The organism is Streptomyces sp. NPDC092370 (genome assembly GCF_044755265.1).
GTDB lineage: Bacteria > Actinomycetota > Actinomycetes > Streptomycetales > Streptomycetaceae > Streptomyces.
Window position 1 is genome coordinate 244,057 of the sequence record NZ_JBIVQO010000001.1, and the last position, 15,117, is coordinate 259,173.

General features: G+C 69.9%; 12 protein-coding genes, 1 tRNA gene and 3 pseudogenes. 4 read left to right on the forward strand and 12 right to left on the reverse strand.

The genetic code is table 11. From position 1 onward, the window contains the following. Positions 1-81 precede the first annotated feature (81 nt). The 4 genes from ACIQHQ_RS01105 to ACIQHQ_RS01120 form a co-directional block, all read right to left on the reverse strand. Positions 82-154 (reverse strand) — tRNA-His (locus ACIQHQ_RS01105). A gap of 115 nt (positions 155-269) precedes the next feature. Next, on the reverse strand, positions 270-872 hold the full coding sequence (gene orn / locus ACIQHQ_RS01110; RefSeq protein WP_402608843.1) for an oligoribonuclease: 603 nt from the start codon (positions 870-872) through the stop codon (positions 270-272). A 101-nt stretch (positions 873-973) separates the two neighbouring features. Then, positions 974-2,209: a helix-turn-helix domain-containing protein gene (locus tag ACIQHQ_RS01115; RefSeq protein WP_402608845.1), complete on the reverse strand. Its 1,236-nt coding sequence runs from the start codon at positions 2,207-2,209 to the stop codon at positions 974-976. Between the two features lie 377 nt (positions 2,210-2,586). Beyond that, entirely contained in the window at positions 2,587-2,919 is a 333-nt protein-coding gene (locus ACIQHQ_RS01120; RefSeq protein ID WP_402608847.1) for a hypothetical protein, read from the reverse strand. A gap of 318 nt (positions 2,920-3,237) precedes the next feature. On the opposite strand from ACIQHQ_RS01120, the gene ACIQHQ_RS01125 reads away from it, so the two are divergent. Then, positions 3,238-3,765 carry a universal stress protein gene (locus ACIQHQ_RS01125; RefSeq protein WP_402608849.1) on the forward strand — a complete coding sequence of 176 codons (528 nt, stop codon included), beginning with the start codon at positions 3,238-3,240 and terminating at the stop codon, positions 3,763-3,765. 112 nt (positions 3,766-3,877) lie between these two features. After that, positions 3,878-4,476: pseudogene (locus tag ACIQHQ_RS01130) on the forward strand (hypothetical protein). A 139-nt stretch (positions 4,477-4,615) separates the two neighbouring features. Here the strand turns inward: ACIQHQ_RS01130 and glmS are convergent. Further along, positions 4,616-6,433: a glutamine--fructose-6-phosphate transaminase (isomerizing) gene (glmS, locus tag ACIQHQ_RS01135; protein ID WP_402608851.1), complete on the reverse strand. Its 1,818-nt coding sequence runs from the start codon at positions 6,431-6,433 to the stop codon at positions 4,616-4,618. 12 nt (positions 6,434-6,445) lie between these two features. Beyond that, on the reverse strand, positions 6,446-6,703 hold the full coding sequence (locus ACIQHQ_RS01140; RefSeq protein WP_402608853.1) for a hypothetical protein: 258 nt from the start codon (positions 6,701-6,703) through the stop codon (positions 6,446-6,448). Between the two features lie 185 nt (positions 6,704-6,888). On the opposite strand from ACIQHQ_RS01140, the pseudogene ACIQHQ_RS01145 reads away from it, so the two are divergent. Next, positions 6,889-7,050: pseudogene (locus ACIQHQ_RS01145) on the forward strand (phosphoesterase); the annotation flags it as partial. On the opposite strand, the pseudogene ACIQHQ_RS01150 reads toward ACIQHQ_RS01145, so the two are convergent. After that, positions 7,046-7,141: pseudogene (locus ACIQHQ_RS01150) on the reverse strand (Tat pathway signal sequence domain protein); the annotation flags it as partial. The pseudogenes ACIQHQ_RS01145 and ACIQHQ_RS01150 sit on opposite strands and share 5 nt — an antisense overlap. A 145-nt stretch (positions 7,142-7,286) precedes the next feature. Between ACIQHQ_RS01150 and ACIQHQ_RS01155 the strand changes: the two are divergent. Further along, entirely contained in the window at positions 7,287-8,822 is a 1,536-nt protein-coding gene (locus tag ACIQHQ_RS01155) for a beta-N-acetylhexosaminidase (protein WP_402610590.1), read from the forward strand. A 229-nt stretch (positions 8,823-9,051) separates the two neighbouring features. On the opposite strand, the gene ACIQHQ_RS01160 is transcribed toward ACIQHQ_RS01155, so the two are convergent. From ACIQHQ_RS01160 to ACIQHQ_RS01180, 5 genes are all read right to left on the reverse strand, one after another. Next, complete coding sequence (locus tag ACIQHQ_RS01160) at positions 9,052-10,821, reverse strand: IucA/IucC family protein (protein ID WP_402608855.1); 1,770 nt, start codon at positions 10,819-10,821, stop codon at positions 9,052-9,054. Continuing rightward, a complete protein-coding gene (locus tag ACIQHQ_RS01165; RefSeq protein WP_402608857.1) occupies positions 10,818-11,369 on the reverse strand; it encodes a GNAT family N-acetyltransferase in 552 nt (183 codons plus the stop codon). Before ACIQHQ_RS01165 ends, ACIQHQ_RS01160 begins: the two co-directional genes overlap by 4 nt. Continuing rightward, positions 11,366-12,643, reverse strand: coding sequence for a lysine N(6)-hydroxylase/L-ornithine N(5)-oxygenase family protein (locus ACIQHQ_RS01170; protein ID WP_402608859.1), 1,278 nt, complete (start codon positions 12,641-12,643; stop codon positions 11,366-11,368). Before ACIQHQ_RS01170 ends, ACIQHQ_RS01165 begins: the two co-directional genes overlap by 4 nt. Beyond that, positions 12,627-14,069: a lysine decarboxylase DesA gene (gene desA, locus ACIQHQ_RS01175; RefSeq protein ID WP_402608861.1), complete on the reverse strand. Its 1,443-nt coding sequence runs from the start codon at positions 14,067-14,069 to the stop codon at positions 12,627-12,629. The genes ACIQHQ_RS01170 and desA overlap by 17 nt, the downstream gene beginning before the upstream one ends. A 159-nt stretch (positions 14,070-14,228) precedes the next feature. Beyond that, entirely contained in the window at positions 14,229-15,083 is an 855-nt protein-coding gene (locus ACIQHQ_RS01180; RefSeq protein ID WP_402608863.1) for a siderophore-interacting protein, read from the reverse strand. Between the last annotated feature and the right edge of the window lie 34 nt (positions 15,084-15,117).

A 15,117-nucleotide genomic window follows, 5' to 3' on the forward strand; every position in this document is an offset into this window, starting at 1 on the left:
CCCGCGGACGTCACCTCGATCGGCGCGCTGGAAAACGCTTCAGCCGGTGGCCTCTTTCGAGGCCACCGGCTGAAGACTCAGGGTGAGTGACGGGACTCGAACCCGCGGCATCCTGGACCACAACCAGGTGCTCTACCAGCTGAGCTACACCCACCATGACCGGCTTGGAGATCAGTGTTGTCCCCGACCGGCCGAGAAAAAGTGTACAGGGTCCGAAGGGGTGCTCGCGCCAGGCTTTCGCGGCGGCCCCCGACGGGCCCTTCTTCCGCCTACTGAGCAGGCAGGACGTGCTTCGCGGCGATCGTCCGCGCGGTGTCCGAGTCGGGTCCGGGCTGCGGGACGAACACGGCCTCGCGGTAGTACCGCAGCTCCGCGATCGACTCACGGATGTCCGCGAGCGCGCGGTGGTTGCCGCTCTTCTGCGGGCTGTTGAAGTACGCCCGCGGGTACCAGCGACGCGCCAGCTCCTTGATCGACGACACGTCGACGATCCGGTAGTGGAGGTAGCTCTCCAGCGTCGGCATGTCACGCAGCAGGAAACCGCGGTCCGTGCCGACGGAGTTCCCGCACAGCGGGGCCTTGCCCGGCTCCTTGACGAACTCCCTCACGTACGTCAGGACCTGGTCCTCGGCGTCCTTCAGCGTCGTGCCCCCGGCCAGCTCGGTGAGCAGCCCGGAGGAGGTGTGCATCTGACGCACCACGTCCGGCATCGTCTCCAGTGCCTGCTCCGGCGGCCGGATGACGATGTCCACGCCCTCGCCGAGCACGTTCAGCTCGGAGTCGGTCACGAGGGCGGCCACCTCGATGAGCGCGTCGTCCGACAGCGAGAGGCCGGTCATCTCGCAGTCGATCCACACCATGCGATCGTTCATGTGTCTCACCCTACGGCCCACCGCGTCCCGGCCGGGACGCCCGGTCCGGGAAAGCCGCGGGGCCCGCGAGGAGGCGTGCTCCTCGCGGGCCCCGCCGGCCGTCACGGCGCGCTGCGCTGCCCGGGCAGGCTCGCCGACAGGGCCGGGGACTGGCCGACCGCGCTCGCCGCCGCCGCACGGCGGGACTGGAGCGGGACCGGGTGTTCCGGGTGCAGCGGCGACACCTGGCCGGGCTGGCCCGGATGGTGTCCCGCATGGCCCGGCATGCCGGACCCGGGACCGCCCGGTGCGCTCTCGGTGTCCTGAGGCCGCTCGCCCTGCGGGCGCCGGGCACGGTACGCCGCCCGGTACGCGGCCGGGGACGATCCCAGCTGGCGGCGGAAGTGCCCGCGCAGGGCGACCGGTGACCGGAAGCCGCAGCGCCCCGCCACCTCGTCCACCGAGTAGTCCGACGTCTCCAGCAGGCGCTGCGCCTGGAGCACCCGCTGCGTGATCAGCCACTGCAGCGGAGCGCTCCCGGTCAGCGAGCGGAAGCGGCGGTCGAACGTACGCCGGCTCATGTACGCGCGTGCCGCCAGGGTCTCCACGTCGAACTGTTCGTGGAGGTGCTCCAGCGCCCAGGCGACGACCTCGGCGAGCGGGTCGGCGCCGATCTCCTCGGGTAAAGACCTGTCGAGGTAGCGCTCCTGCCCGCCGCTGCGGCGCGGCGGCACGACGAGCCGCCTGGCCAGGGCCCCGGCCGCCTCGTTCCCGTGGTCCGTGCGCACGATGTGCAGGCACAGGTCGATGCCCGCGGCGGTGCCCGCCGACGTCAGCACGTCGCCGTCGTCGACGAACAGCTCACGCGGGTCCACGTGCACCGACGGATAGCGCTTGGCCAGTGTCGGTGCGTACATCCAGTGTGTCGTCGCGGGGCGGCCGTCCAGCAGGCCGGCCGCCGCGAGGACGAAGGCGCCGGTGCACAGTCCGACGATGCGGGCGCCCTCCTCGTGGGCACGGCGCAGCGCGTCGAGCGCCTCCTCCGGTGGCGGAGAAGTGATCGAACGCCAGGCCGGTACGACGACCGTGCCCGCGCGTGAGATCGCTTCCAGGCCATGTGGTGCGGTGAGTTCGAGTCCTCCGGTGGTCCGTAGCGGACCGTCCTCACCCCCGCACACCAGCAATCGGTAGCGCGGTACGCCGGCGTCCTGGCGGTCAACCCCGAACACCGACAGTGGTATGGAACTCTCGAAAATGGGGCCGCCGCTGAACAGCAGCACCGCGACGATCTCCTTGCGGCGTCGCCCGGAAAGCTTCCGGGCCGCGGCTTCCGGCGCGGCAGTGGAGTCGTGGCTCATACTGCTAAGCCCCCCTCGGTGGTCGCGGCTCCTCGGTTGTGTCGCTCCTGCACGTTTCCCCTCGGTCCTGCACGAGTCCCCCGCCGTAGACAGTCAAGATCGAATCTACTGTGTCCCGTTGCGCCGAAGTGGCCGGTTCGGCACTCGGCACATTGTCGACTTGGCAACTTGGCGTGAAGCATTCGATCACGAAGCGTTGCACTCGTGGGGCGTGCAGGGAAGTGCGCCTTGTCGCCGTGGCCAATCCACGTAGGGTGCGCCGACCCCCTGAGGCCCTTTCCGTGCAGGTCGAACGGGGGTTGGGGGGTGGTGGGACCCGCAGATGCACAGGGACGAGAAGTTGGCTGAAAAGCAGCGTGCGCGTGCGCGGAAACCGGTCAGCCGACCGGTGTATCTCCTCCAGTGTGCCGTCCGCCACGGTGCGACCCCGTGCCGGTGCGGTGGCGCCGGCCCCGGTGCGGTGCCCGGTCCTCGGCCGCGAGCCGGGCCGCGCCGCGCTCGGACTGGCGCAGCAGGACCCGGCAGGCGCCCGTGACGGCCGCGAGCCCGAGGGCGGTGCCGGCGGCTCCGGCCAGAGAAGCGCCGTAGGCGAGGAGCACCACCGGGACGAGCAGGCAGCTGAAGGCGGCCCAGCGAACCACATCCGTCGCGGTGTCCCGCGGCGGCGGGGTCGCGCGGTCCGCCTCGGCGGCGGGGCGTGGTGCGGACATGCATGCTCCCTGTGGCGTGACTCACGGGGTTCAACGCGCGGCGGGGGCGTCGGTCACTGGCTGTCCCGATCACCGCCACAGGTCATTGAATCCCGTGCAAACCGCCTGTACAGCGCAGCAACCATTGCGTTACGGGCGGTGCCTCGTGCATGCTCCCTGGAACCCGCACGCACCGTGAGCGGGATCTGGGCTAAGGAGGCGTGCCGCCGTACCCTTGGGGGTATGGGGTTGGGAAGACCATTCCCGGACACAGCTCCGCCGCAGCACCGCCGCACACTGTTGTCCCTCCCGTATAAGGATCACAACGCCGAGACAGCCATGGCCGGTCACGAATTCTTCGAACCCGCGGACCGCAAGCGGCCCGTCGCCGATCCCACGGCGGCCGAGCCCCTGGCGGCGGAAGAGCCACGCCATTCCTGCGATCCCGCCTTCAAGCACGGGGTCGTCGTCGGCTTCGACGGCTCCACCTCCAGTGAGCGCGCCCTGGCGTACGCGATCGGCATGGCCCATCGCTCCGGATCGGGCCTGATCATCGTCCACGTCGCCAACCGGCTGCCGACCACGGTGTGGGCCGGCTGTGAGCCGCCCGTCTTCGTGGACGTGCCGGACCACCGCACCGAGGTGCTGGGCCTGGAGCTGGCCTGTGCGGACTATCTCACCGAGGTGCCCTGGATCCTGGTTGAGCGCGGCGGTGACATCTGCCACGAACTCGAAGAGGTCGGCCGGGAGTACGAGGCCGACGCGATCGTCGTCGGGTCCACCCACGGCCTCGTGGGCCGCATCTTCGGCTCGGTCGCCGGGCGGCTCGCCAAGCGGGCGCAGCGGCCTGTCATCGTCATCCCCTGAGCTTCAACTCCCTTCGTGCGCGCGAATCTCTTCGCGCGTAGAGGTGTTTGTGCCCTTGTGAAGGGCATATACGGAACACCGCACGACTGCACATGCACGAAGGGAGCCCGCCGTGGACAAAGACGTCTCCGCGGGAAGCGGAATAGCGACGTGGCCGGTCGACTCGCCCTCGGCATCACCCTGTTGGCCTTCGGACTGGGCAACTCCGCCGTGATCGACGGGGTGTCAGCCGCTGACGCCACCTCAATCGCCCAGTGTGTGGGCGGAGTCGCCCTCTTCGTCGCCGGGACGGTGGCGCTGCGCGAGGGCGAAGCCGCCGGTGGCGCGGCGCTCCCGGTGCTCGGGGCGCTGTGGTTCACCTGGGCCGTCTCCGAGGTCGCCGTCGGCAATGAGGCAGGGCCCTTCCTGCTGGTGTTCGCCCTGCCGGCGCTGTCTCTCACGCCGGCCGGCGGGGATCAGTTCGGGCGGGGCGTGTGCGGGCTGCTCTTCGTGTCGCTGCTGCCGCTCGCGGTCGCCGTGTTCGCGGGGAACGGCGGGCTCGCCACGGTCTCGGGCTGGTTCGCCCTGGCCGCGGGGGCGGTGGCCTGGTATGTGGCGGCCGCGGCGTCGGCGCACTGGCCGACGGCGCTCCCACGACGCGCTGCCGGCCGGGGAGTGACGGCCATCGGTCAGCTGCGCGGGCCGGGGAGTTGGGCGGCTTCCCGGCGCTGAAAACGGACCCCTCGTGCGGCGGTGGCAGCACGGGGGGTCCGTCCTCTTGTCCGGCCTGTGCGGGTGCGTGTCGGTTGTTCGCGCTCACGCGGCGGAGCCGCACATCGATACGGCCCCGCGCCCCTCAGGGGAGGGTCACTTACTCCACCGTCACCGACTTGGCCAGGTTGCGCGGCTTGTCGATGTCACGGCCGAGGGCCAGAGCCGTGTGGTAGGCCAGGAGTTGGAGCGGGATGCCCATCAGGATCGGGTCCAGCTCGTCCTCGTTCTTCGGAACGACGATCGTCTCGTCGGCCTTCTCCTGGTGCTGGTGGGCCACCGCGAGGATCCTGCCGCTGCGGGCCTTGATCTCCTCCATGGCGGCGCGGTTCTTCTCCAGCAGGTCGTCGTCGGGGACGATCGCGACCGTCGGGAGGGCCGGCTCGATCAGGGCCAGCGGGCCGTGCTTGAGCTCCGAGGCGGGGTAGGCCTCGGCGTGGATGTAGGAGACCTCCTTGAGCTTCAGGGAGGCCTCCCGGGCCACCGGGTAGCCCCGGACGCGGCCGATGAAGAGCATCGAGCGGGCCTCGGCGAACTGCAGGGCCAGCTTCTTGACGTCCTCCTCGTGCTCCATGATCTCGGCGATCTGGGCGGGCAGCTTGCGCAGGCCCTCGATGATCCGCTTGCCGTCGCGGACCGACAGGTCGCGGGTGCGGCCCAAGTGGAGGGCGAGGAGGGCGAAGGCGACCGTGGTGTTGGTGAAGCACTTGGTGGAGACCACGCAGACCTCGGGGCCGGCGTGCACGTAGATGCCGCCGTCCGCCTCGCGGGCGATCGCCGAGCCGACCACGTTCACCACGCCCAGGACGCGGGCGCCCTTGCGCTTGAGCTCCTGCACGGCGGCCAGCACGTCGTAGGTCTCGCCGGACTGGGAGACCGCGACGTAGAGGGTGTCGGGGTCGACGACCGCGTTGCGGTAGCGGAACTCCGAGGCCGGCTCGGCGTCGGCGGGGATGCGGGCCAGTTCCTCGATCATCTGGGCGCCGATCATGCCCGCGTGGTACGAGGTGCCGCAGCCGAGGATCTTCACGCGGCGGATCCGCCGGGCCTCGCGGGCGTCCAGGTTGAGGCCGCCCAGGTGCACGGTGGAGAAGCGGTCGTCGATGCGGCCGCGCAGCACGCGGTCCACGGCGTCGGCCTGCTCGTGGATCTCCTTGTGCATGTAGGTGTCGTGGCCGCCCATGTCGTAGGAGGCGGCCTCCCACTCGACGGTGGTGGGCTCGGCGGTGGTGCGGGTGCCCTCGGTGGTGTACGTGCGGAAGTCGTCGGCCTTCAGGGTCGCCATCTCGCCGTCGTCCAGGGTGACGATCTGGCGGGTGTGGGCGACCAGGGCGGCGATGTCGGAGGCGACGAACATCTCCTTCTCGCCGATGCCGAGGACGACCGGGGAGCCGTTGCGGGCGACGACGATGCGGTCGGGGAAGTCGGCGTGCATGACGGCGATGCCGTACGTGCCCTCGATGAGCCGGAGGGTCTCGCGGACCTTGTCCTCCAGCTTGGTCGCCTGCGAACGGGCGATGAGGTGGGTGAGGACCTCGGTGTCGGTCTCGGAGAGGAACTCGACACCGTCCGCCTCCAGCTTGCGGCGCAGGTCGGAGGCGTTGTCGATGATGCCGTTGTGGACGACGGCGACCTTGCCCTCGGCGTCCAGATGCGGGTGGGCGTTGACGTCGGAGGGGGCGCCGTGGGTGGCCCAGCGGGTGTGGGCGATGCCGGTCGTGCCCTTGAAGCGGGCCGGGACCTTGGCCTCCAGGTCGCGCACGCGGCCCTTGGCCTTGACCATCCTCAGGCGGCCGCTCGAGGGGGTGGTGATGACGACGCCCGCGGAGTCGTAGCCGCGGTACTCCAGGCGCTGCAGGCCCTCCAGCAGCAGAGGAGCGACGTCACGCTTCCCGATGTAACCGACGATTCCGCACATAGATACGTATTCCTAGCCGTAGACGATGCGCCGCAGCTGCCGGAGCGAGAGCTCCGGCGGGGCCACCGCGCGGTATTTGAGATCCGCCTCGATCAGCTCGAAGATCGCCGCGTTGACCAGGCCCTGGGCCTGGAGCTCGCGGTGGCGGCGACGGACGTACTGCTCGGTCGTCTCGTCGAAGTAGGCGAGCACGTCCTGGATCACGCGCAGCGCCTCACCCCGGCTGAGGGCGGTGGACCGCGTCAGATGATCAACGAGTTCGTCGTGCACTCGCTAGATCCTGGGGTACTGGCGCCATTTTCGCAACAAATCTGCCCGGTTCCGGGCAGGTGCCCGTGGTGGGCCTCTGGGGGAACGTTGGACCTGTCATGAGTGCTTATTCGTGACGCGGCCACCGGACGTCCGGCATCCCGTTGCCCGGGGCTCCATTTTTGAACGCCATGGACACGCCTCGTATGGGCGTACCCGAGCGGCTCGCCGCGCGCATGAGCATGGCCGAGCAGCACGAGTACCTGCGCGCCAGGTTCTCCCGGCGCACGATGACCAGAGGCGGTGCCGTCACGCTCGGCGCCGTCGCGGGTGGCGCGTTCGTGCCCGGCGCCACCGCCCAGGCCGCAAGCGGCTGACGTTCTTGTCCCGTCCGGGAGTGAGTCGCAACGCGTCCCCGTCGAAGGCCCACGTGCCGTCCTTCCGGATGATTTCCACCATGGGGTGGATTGTTGCGCCCCTCTCACGAGAGAGTGGTCCAGACCTCTTGGAGCTCAATGGCTCGTGAAGGGACACGCTTGTGAGAGATGGCCGTAGACAGCCCCGCAGAACGTTTCGCCTTCTCGGCTCCCTGCTGCTGGTCGCGATGGCCGCCTCGGTGGCCGGGGCCGCTCCCGCACCCGCGGCATCGCCCACCCCACTCGACCGGGTGGTGCCCGCGCCCGCCTCCCTCGCCCCGGGCGGATCCCCGTACCGGATCACCCGCGGCACCCACATCCGTGTCGACGGCTCCCGCGAGACGCGCGGCGTCGGCGAGTACCTCGCGGGGATCCTGCGCCCCTCGACCGGCTACCGCCTCCCCGTCACGGCGCACGGCGCCGGTGGCATCCGACTGCGGCTCACCAAGGGCCCCTTCGGGGCCGAGGGGTACCGGCTCGACAGCGGCCGGGGCGGCGTCACGATCACCGCCGCCCGGCCCGCCGGCCTCTTCCACGGCGTGCAGACCCTGCGCCAGCTGCTCCCCGCGGCCGTCGAAAAGGACTCCGTCCAGCCCGGCCCCTGGCTCGTCGCGGGCGGCACGATCACGGACACCCCGCGCTACGGCTGGCGCGGCGCCATGCTCGACGTCTCACGCCACTTCTTCACCGTCGACCAGGTCAAGCGCTACATCGACCAGCTCGCCCTCTACAAGATCAACAAGCTGCATCTGCACCTCAGCGACGACCAGGGCTGGCGCATCGCCGTCGACTCCTGGCCGCGCCTGGCGACCTACGGCGGCTCCACACAGGTCGGCGGCGGTCCCGGCGGCTTCTACACCAAGGCCGACTACAAGGAGATCGTGCGGTACGCCGCCTCCCGCTACCTGGAGGTCGTGCCCGAGATCGACATGCCCGGCCACACCAACGCGGCCCTCGCCTCCTACGCCGACCTGAACTGCGACGGGGTGGCGCCCCCGCTCTACACCGGCACCGAGGTCGGCTTCAGCTCGCTGTGCGCCGGCAAGGAGATCACGTACGACTTCGTGGACGACGTGATCCGGGAACTCGCCGCGCTCACGCCGGGCAGGTACCTCCACATCGGGGGCGACGAGGCGCACTCCACCAGCCATGAGGACTACGTGACGTTCATGGACCGGGTGCAGCCGATCGTCGCGAAGTACGGCAAGACGGTCGTCGGCTGGCATCAGCTGACCGGGGCGACCCCGGCGAAGGGGGCCCTCGCGCAGTACTGGGGCCTGGACGGCACCAGCGCCGAGGAGAAGGCCCGGGTCGTCAAGGCCGCGCAGAGCGGGACCGGGCTGATCCTGTCCCCGGCGGACCGGGTCTACCTCGACATGAAGTACACGAAGGACACACCGCTGGGGTTGTCCTGGGCGGGGTACGTCGAGGTGCGGCGGTCCTACGACTGGGATCCGGGGGCGTATCTGCCCGGGGTGCCGGCCGGGGCCGTGCGGGGGGTCGAGGCGCCGCTGTGGACGGAGACCATCGAGAACTCCGGGCACATCGAGTACATGGCGTTCCCGCGGTTGCCCGGTGTCGCGGAACTGGGGTGGTCGCCGGCGGCTGCGCACGACTGGGAGCGGTACAAGGTGCGGCTTGCCGCGCAGGCCGAGCGGTGGAACGTCCTGGGGATCGATTGGTACCGGTCGCCGCAGGTGTCGTGGGGCTCCGCCGGGCGGTGATGTCTCGGCGGGCCGGAGGAGATCGCCGCCGTACGGGCGCTCGCCGAGGCCTTCCCGGGGCACCCGCTGCGGCTCGACCAGAACGGCGCCTGGTGCCAGGGCACGGCCGCGCCCGCGCGGCGGAGCCGCACATTGATACAGCCCCGCGCCCCTGAAGGGGCGCAGTCGCCCTGCGCCCAGGACGGGCACCCCGGAGGACCGTACTCCGGGGTGCCCGTCTGCCTGTGGGTCAGAATCCCGCGATCGGGTTCTCCAGGGTGCCCACCAGCTGGAGGGCGCCGGACGGATCCGACAGGTCGACCATCTGCTGGTTGTCGCGGAGTTGGAGGCGGTTGAGGCAGGAGAGGGCGAACTCGGGGGCGAACATGTCGTACTGCCTGAACCTCTCGGCGAGTTCCGGCTTCGACTCCTGGTAGGCGCGGGTGACCTCCGCGACCGTGCGCCAGAAGTCGTCCTCCTCCAGCAGGCCCTCCGTGGCGAGGTTCGCCGCGAGGAAGCGGAAGAAGCAGTCGAAGACATCCGTGAAGATCGACAGGAGCTTCTTGTCCTCCGGGACCTCCACCCGCAGCCGCTCCACCGTCGGCGGCAGCACCGCGTCCGGGTCCATGACCGCGATCTCCTCGGCGATGTCCTTGTAGATCGCGCGCTGCACGACCCCGTCCTTCAGCACCAGGATGACGTTCTCGCCGTGCGGCATGAACACCAGGTCGTAGGCGTAGAAGCTGTGGAGGAGGGGAGTGAAGTAGGCCTGGAGGTAGCGGCGCAGCCACTCCTTCGGGGTGAGGCCCGACCGTTCGATCAGCGCGCCCGCGACGGACGCCCCCTGGTGGTCGACATGGACCAGGGCCGCCATGGTGGCCAGGGACTCGCCCTCCTGGAGGGAGGGCACCGGGCTCTCCCGCCACAGCGCGGCGAGCATCTTGCGGTACGGCGAGTAGCGGTCCGTCGCCTGCTCGTACTCCAGGTGCCGGTAACCGACCGCCGCACGCTCCCGGATGATCGACAGACCCGTGGACTTCAGCACCGGGTCGCCCTCGATCAACTGGGCCAGCCAGTCGTTGATCGCCGGGGTGGCCTCCATGTAGGCCGCCGACAGACCGCGCATGAAGCCCATGTTGATGACCGACAGGGCCGTTTTGACGTAGTGCTTCCGCGGGCTCGTCCTGTTGAAGAAGGTCCGGATGGACTGCTGGGCCAGGTACTCGTCGTCCCCCTCGCCCAGGCACACGAGGTGCTTGCGGGCCACCTCGGCGGCGAAGGTGACGGTCAGCTTGTTCCACCACTGCCAGGGGTGGACCGGGATGAACAGGTAGTCGGCCGGGTCCAGGTCCTGGTCGCGCAGGACGCCGTGGAAGCGCTCGACCGTCTTTGCGCCCAGCTCCTCACGCAGGAAGGACTCGTACTCGATGCCGACACCGGCCGTGAACGCGGCCCGTGACCTGTGCGCGGCCAGCCACACCAGGCGGACCGGGCTCGCCGTCTCCGGCGCGTACGACAGGTACTCGTGGATGCCGAAGCCCAGCCGCCCGTTGTTGGCGACGAAGCAGGGGTGGCCCTCGGTCATCGAGGTCTCGATGGTCTGGAAGTCGCCGCGCGCCAGCTCGGCCGCCGTGGTGTCCGGTTTGGTGAGCTTGTAGCAGGTGCCGGAGAGGGTGGAGGAGATCTCCTCCAGGTAGACCGGCAGGATGTCGTCGCTCAGACTGAGGGACTTCTGCAGTTCGATGAAGAAGTCCAGGGCGGCGAGCGGAAGTTCGGTGCCGTCCCGGTGCCGGGTGATGGACTCGGCGTCGACCTGCCAGTGGTCCAGGGCCCGGCGGGCCGCGAAGAAGCGGTAGCTCGTCAGGCCGTCGTCGCTGCGGACGACGTACTGCTCCCCGTCCTTCTCGGGGGTGATCAGCCGCTCGTGCGCGAACTCGGCGAGCGCTTTGCGGATCAGGAGGCGGTTGGCCCGCGCCCAGCGGTGGGGGGACAGATGCGCTACGGCGTCGGACAGGGTCATACGGCTACTCCTCGGGCGGCCAGGAACTGTTCGCGTGTGCAGAAGCTCAGCAGCGCGCGCTTCTCCGGCTTGTCGATCTCGCGCTCGGCCACGAAGCCGACGGCCTCGTTCAGCGCGTGGACTGCCTTGTTGCCCACGTCGGGCTCCACCACGACCCGGCGGGTGCGCGGGTCGGCGAACAGCTCGTCCATCACGGCCGTGATGACGGCCTTGGTGAAGCCGTGGATCGGCCGGTCGGTCGGCGCGACCAGGAAGTGCATGCCGACATCGCCGGGTTCCGGGTCGTACAGCCCCACCAGCTCCACGTACCGGGGGTCGTACGTCTCCATCAGGAACGCCGGCCGGCCCTCGTGCAGACCGAGGTACGCGTGGTGGTGCTCGTGCGCCGCGATCCGCATGTACTCGCGCTCGACGTCCTGGAGTTTGGCGTCCTGCATCATCCAGTAGGCCGCCTTGGGGTGGGTGACCCAGGAGTGCAGCAGCTCGGCGTCCTTCAGGGGGTCGAGCGGGCGGACGGTGAGCGTTCCGATGCCGGTGGTGGCGCTCATACGGCGAACTCCTGGAACGCGATCGTCTTCTCCACCGGGTAGTACTCGCTGCCGAGCAGCTCGCGGATGATGTACGCGTTGCGGTACGGGCCCATGCCCAGGTCGGGGCTGGTGATGCTGTGCGTGTGGACGCCGGCGTTCTGCAGGAAGATCCCCCGGCCGGTGACGTCGATCGCGTAGTTGCGGGCGACGTCGAAGTTGCCCTGCGAGTCGTAGACCAGGCGCTCCTTGACGGGTGCCAGGAACTCCGGCTCGGCGTACTTGTAGCCGGTGGCCAGGACCAGGCCCTGTGAGTCCAGTTCGAAGTCCTTGCCCTGCTCCTCCTGGCGGAAGCCCAGGGTGTACGTGCCGTTCTCGTGACGGGCGCTGTTCAGCGAGCAGTTGGTGAGCAGCCGGGTGGGGACCGGGCCACCGAGGTTCTTCTGGTAGAGCAGGTCGAAGATCTCGTTGATGAGGTCGCCGTCGATGCCCTTGAACAGGCCCTTCTGCTCGGCCGTGAGACGGTAGCGGGTCGCCTCGGGCAGCTCTCGGAAGTAGTCGACGTACTCCGGGGACGTCATCTCCAGCGTGAGCTTGGTGTACTCCAGCGGGAAGAAGCGCGGGGAGCGGGTGACCCAGTTCAGCCGGTAGCCGTGGACGTCGATCTCGCTGAGCAGGTCGTAGTAGATCTCGGCGGCCGACTGGCCCGAGCCGACCAGCGTGATGGAGTCCTTCTTCTGGAGCTCCGCCTTGCGGCTCAGGTAGCGGGAGTTGTGCAGGAAGTCGCCGCCCAGGCCCTGGCAGGCCTCGGGTATGTAGGGCGGGGTGCCGGTGCCGAGCACGAGGTGACGGGCCCGGTAGGTGTCTCCGGCGGTGGTCCTCACGAGGTAGAGCTCGTCCTCGTACGTCACCTCGGCGACCGTCGTGGAGAAGCGGACGCTGCTCAGTTTGTTCGCGGCCCAGCGGCAGTAGTCGTCGTACTCGACGCGCAGCGGGTAGAAGTTCTCGCGGATGTAGAACGAGTAGAGCCGGCCCTTCTCCTTCAGGTAGTTCAGGAAGGAGTACGGGGAGGTCGGGTCGGCGAGGGTGACCAGGTCCGACATGAACGGGGTCTGGAGGTGGGCGCCGTCCAGGAACATGCCCGCGTGCCACTCGAAGTCGGGCTTCGACTCCAGGAAGACGCCGTCGAGCTCGTCGATGGGCTCGGTGAGGCAGGCCAGGCCGAGGTTGAAGGGGCCGAGCCCGATCCCCACGAAGTCATGGGTTCCGGTCGGGTTTTCAGGACGCGCGGTCAAGGGACTCTCCCAGGTACTGCTCGGCGTGGCCGGCGATCAGATCGAGGACGGCGGCGATGTCGGACGCCTGCGTCTCGGGGTTGAGCAGGGTGAACTTCAGATAGTGGCGGCCGTCGACCTTGGTGCCCGCGACGATGGCGTCACCGGAGGCGAACAGGGCCTTGCGGGCGTGGAGGTTGGCGCGGTCGATCTCGGCGGGGTCGGTGACGGCCGCCGGTGTGTAGCGGAAGACCAGGGTGGACAGGCTGGGGCGGACGACGACGTCGAAGCGCGGGTCGGCGGCGAGCAGCCGCCAGCCCTCCTGGGCCAGGTCGCACACCTCGTCGAAGAGCTGCCCGATGCCGTCGGCCCCCATGGTCCGCAGGGTCATCCACAGCTTCAGGGCGTCGAAGCGGCGGGTGGTCTGGAGGGACTTGTCCACCTGGTTGGGGATGCGCTCCTCCACCATGCGGCGCGGATTGAGGTACTCGGCGTGGTAGGTGGCGTGGCGCAGCGTGGCGGCGTCCCGCACCAGCACGGCCGAGGAACTCACCGGCTGGAAGAAGGACTTGTGGTAGTCGACGGTGACGGAGTCGGCGTGCTCGATGCCGCTGATGCGGGCCCGGTGCTTCAGGGAGGCGAGCAGGCCGCAGCCGTAGGCCGCGTCGACGTGCATCCAGGTGCCGAACTGCTCGCACAGTTCGGCGATCTCCGGGAGCGGGTCGATGGAGCCGAAGTCGGTGGTGCCGGCGGTGGCGACGACGGCCATGGGGACGAGGCCGTCCCGCGCGCAGCGCTCCAGCTCGCGGGCGAGCGCGACGGTCTGCATGCGCTTGTCGTGGTCGACGGGTATGGAGACCACGGCGTCCTGGCCGAGGCCGAGGAGCTTCGCGGACTTCTTCACGCTGAAGTGGCTGACCTCGGAGGCGAAGATGCGCAGTTCGGCGAGCGAGTCCGTCTTGGCCTCCTCGCGGGCGAGCAGCAGCGCCTGGAGGTTGGACTGGGTGCCGCCGGAGGTGAACACGCCGTCGGCGGCGGGCCCGAGGCCGATGCGGTCGGTCGTCCAGTCGATCAGTTTCCGCTCGATGAGCGTGCCGCCGGCCGACTGGTCCCAGGTGTCCACCGAGGAGTTCACGGCGGACAGGACGGCCTCGCCGAGCACGGCCGGAATGACGACCGGGCAGTTGAGGTGCGCCAGGTAGCGGGGGTGGTGGAAGTAGATCGCGTCCCGGAGGTAGACGTCCTCCAGTTCGTCGAGCACCGCGGTGGTGTCGTGCAGCGGCCGGTCGAGGTCGATCTCGTCGATGCGCGGGGACAGGGCGTCGACGGTGATGCCGGTGAACGGCCGGTCGGTGGCGGCGAGTTTGGCGGCCACCCGCTCGACTCCGTCGGTCACGGAGCGGCGGTACTGCTCCGCGGTGGTGTCATTGAGCAGGTGCGAGCGCATGTGGGGGTCCTCCGGTGGGGACAGTCCGGTGTGGGACGGGGTGGGCTGATCTCCGGCGTCCCAAAACTTAGGTAAGCCTAACCTGAGTTGATCGAGGTCTGAGCGGAGTGTGCCGTGACTGTGGTCACTCGTGTCACCACGGTCCTGGCGTGGCTGCGGTCATGCCTCGGCCCGCAGCTGTTCCTCGCTCACGCCGTGCCGCCAGTAGCCGACGAACGTCACCCGGCGGCGGTCGATGCCGCGCTCGCGCACGAAGTGCCGGCGCAGCTCCTTCACACACCCGGACTCGCCGGCGATCCAGACGTACGGCCGCTCGGCGGGCGGCAACGGGGCGTCCCGGAGGGCGTCGAGGGCCATGGGGTGCCCCTCGGCGCTCCGCTCGTCCCGCACGAGCCAGGTGATCTCGGCGTCGGCCTCCGTCACCAGGTCCTGGATGTCGCCTGCGTGCGGGACCTCCAGCCAGACCCGGGCGCGGGTGCCGGCCGGCAGTGCCTCGACGATGGCCGAGGCGGCCGGCACGGCGGTCTCGTCGCCCCAGACGACCACGAGGTCGGTGTCCTGCGGCGGCCGGAAGCGGATCGCCCGGTTGTCGGCGACGGCCGGGCCGAGCAGCAGCACCCGGTCCCCGGCATCAGCCTGGGCGGCCCAGCGGGAGGCCGGTCCGGCCTGGACGGAGGCGCCCGGGCCGATGCCGTGCAGGGCGAAATCGATGTCGATCTCGTCCGGGTCCCGGCGCAGGCCGCGCAGGGTGTACGAGCGCATCACGGCCCGTACGTCGTCCGGGAGTTCACGCCAGCCCTGCCACCATCCGTCCCCGAGCTCGAGCGGCACGACCGGCTCGCTCTGCCCCGGGTGCGGCAGGAACAGCGACAGCGACTGGTCCTGCCCGTCGGAATGAAAGGCGTGCAGATCGGGCCCCGCGAAGGTGACCCGCACCAGAGACGGCCCGAGCCGCCTCGTCCGCACGACCTGGAGGGAGAAGAAACGGAACGGGGCGGCTACGGCGGTGGTCACGTACGGCTCCGGGACGTCGGGAAGGGAGAGGGGG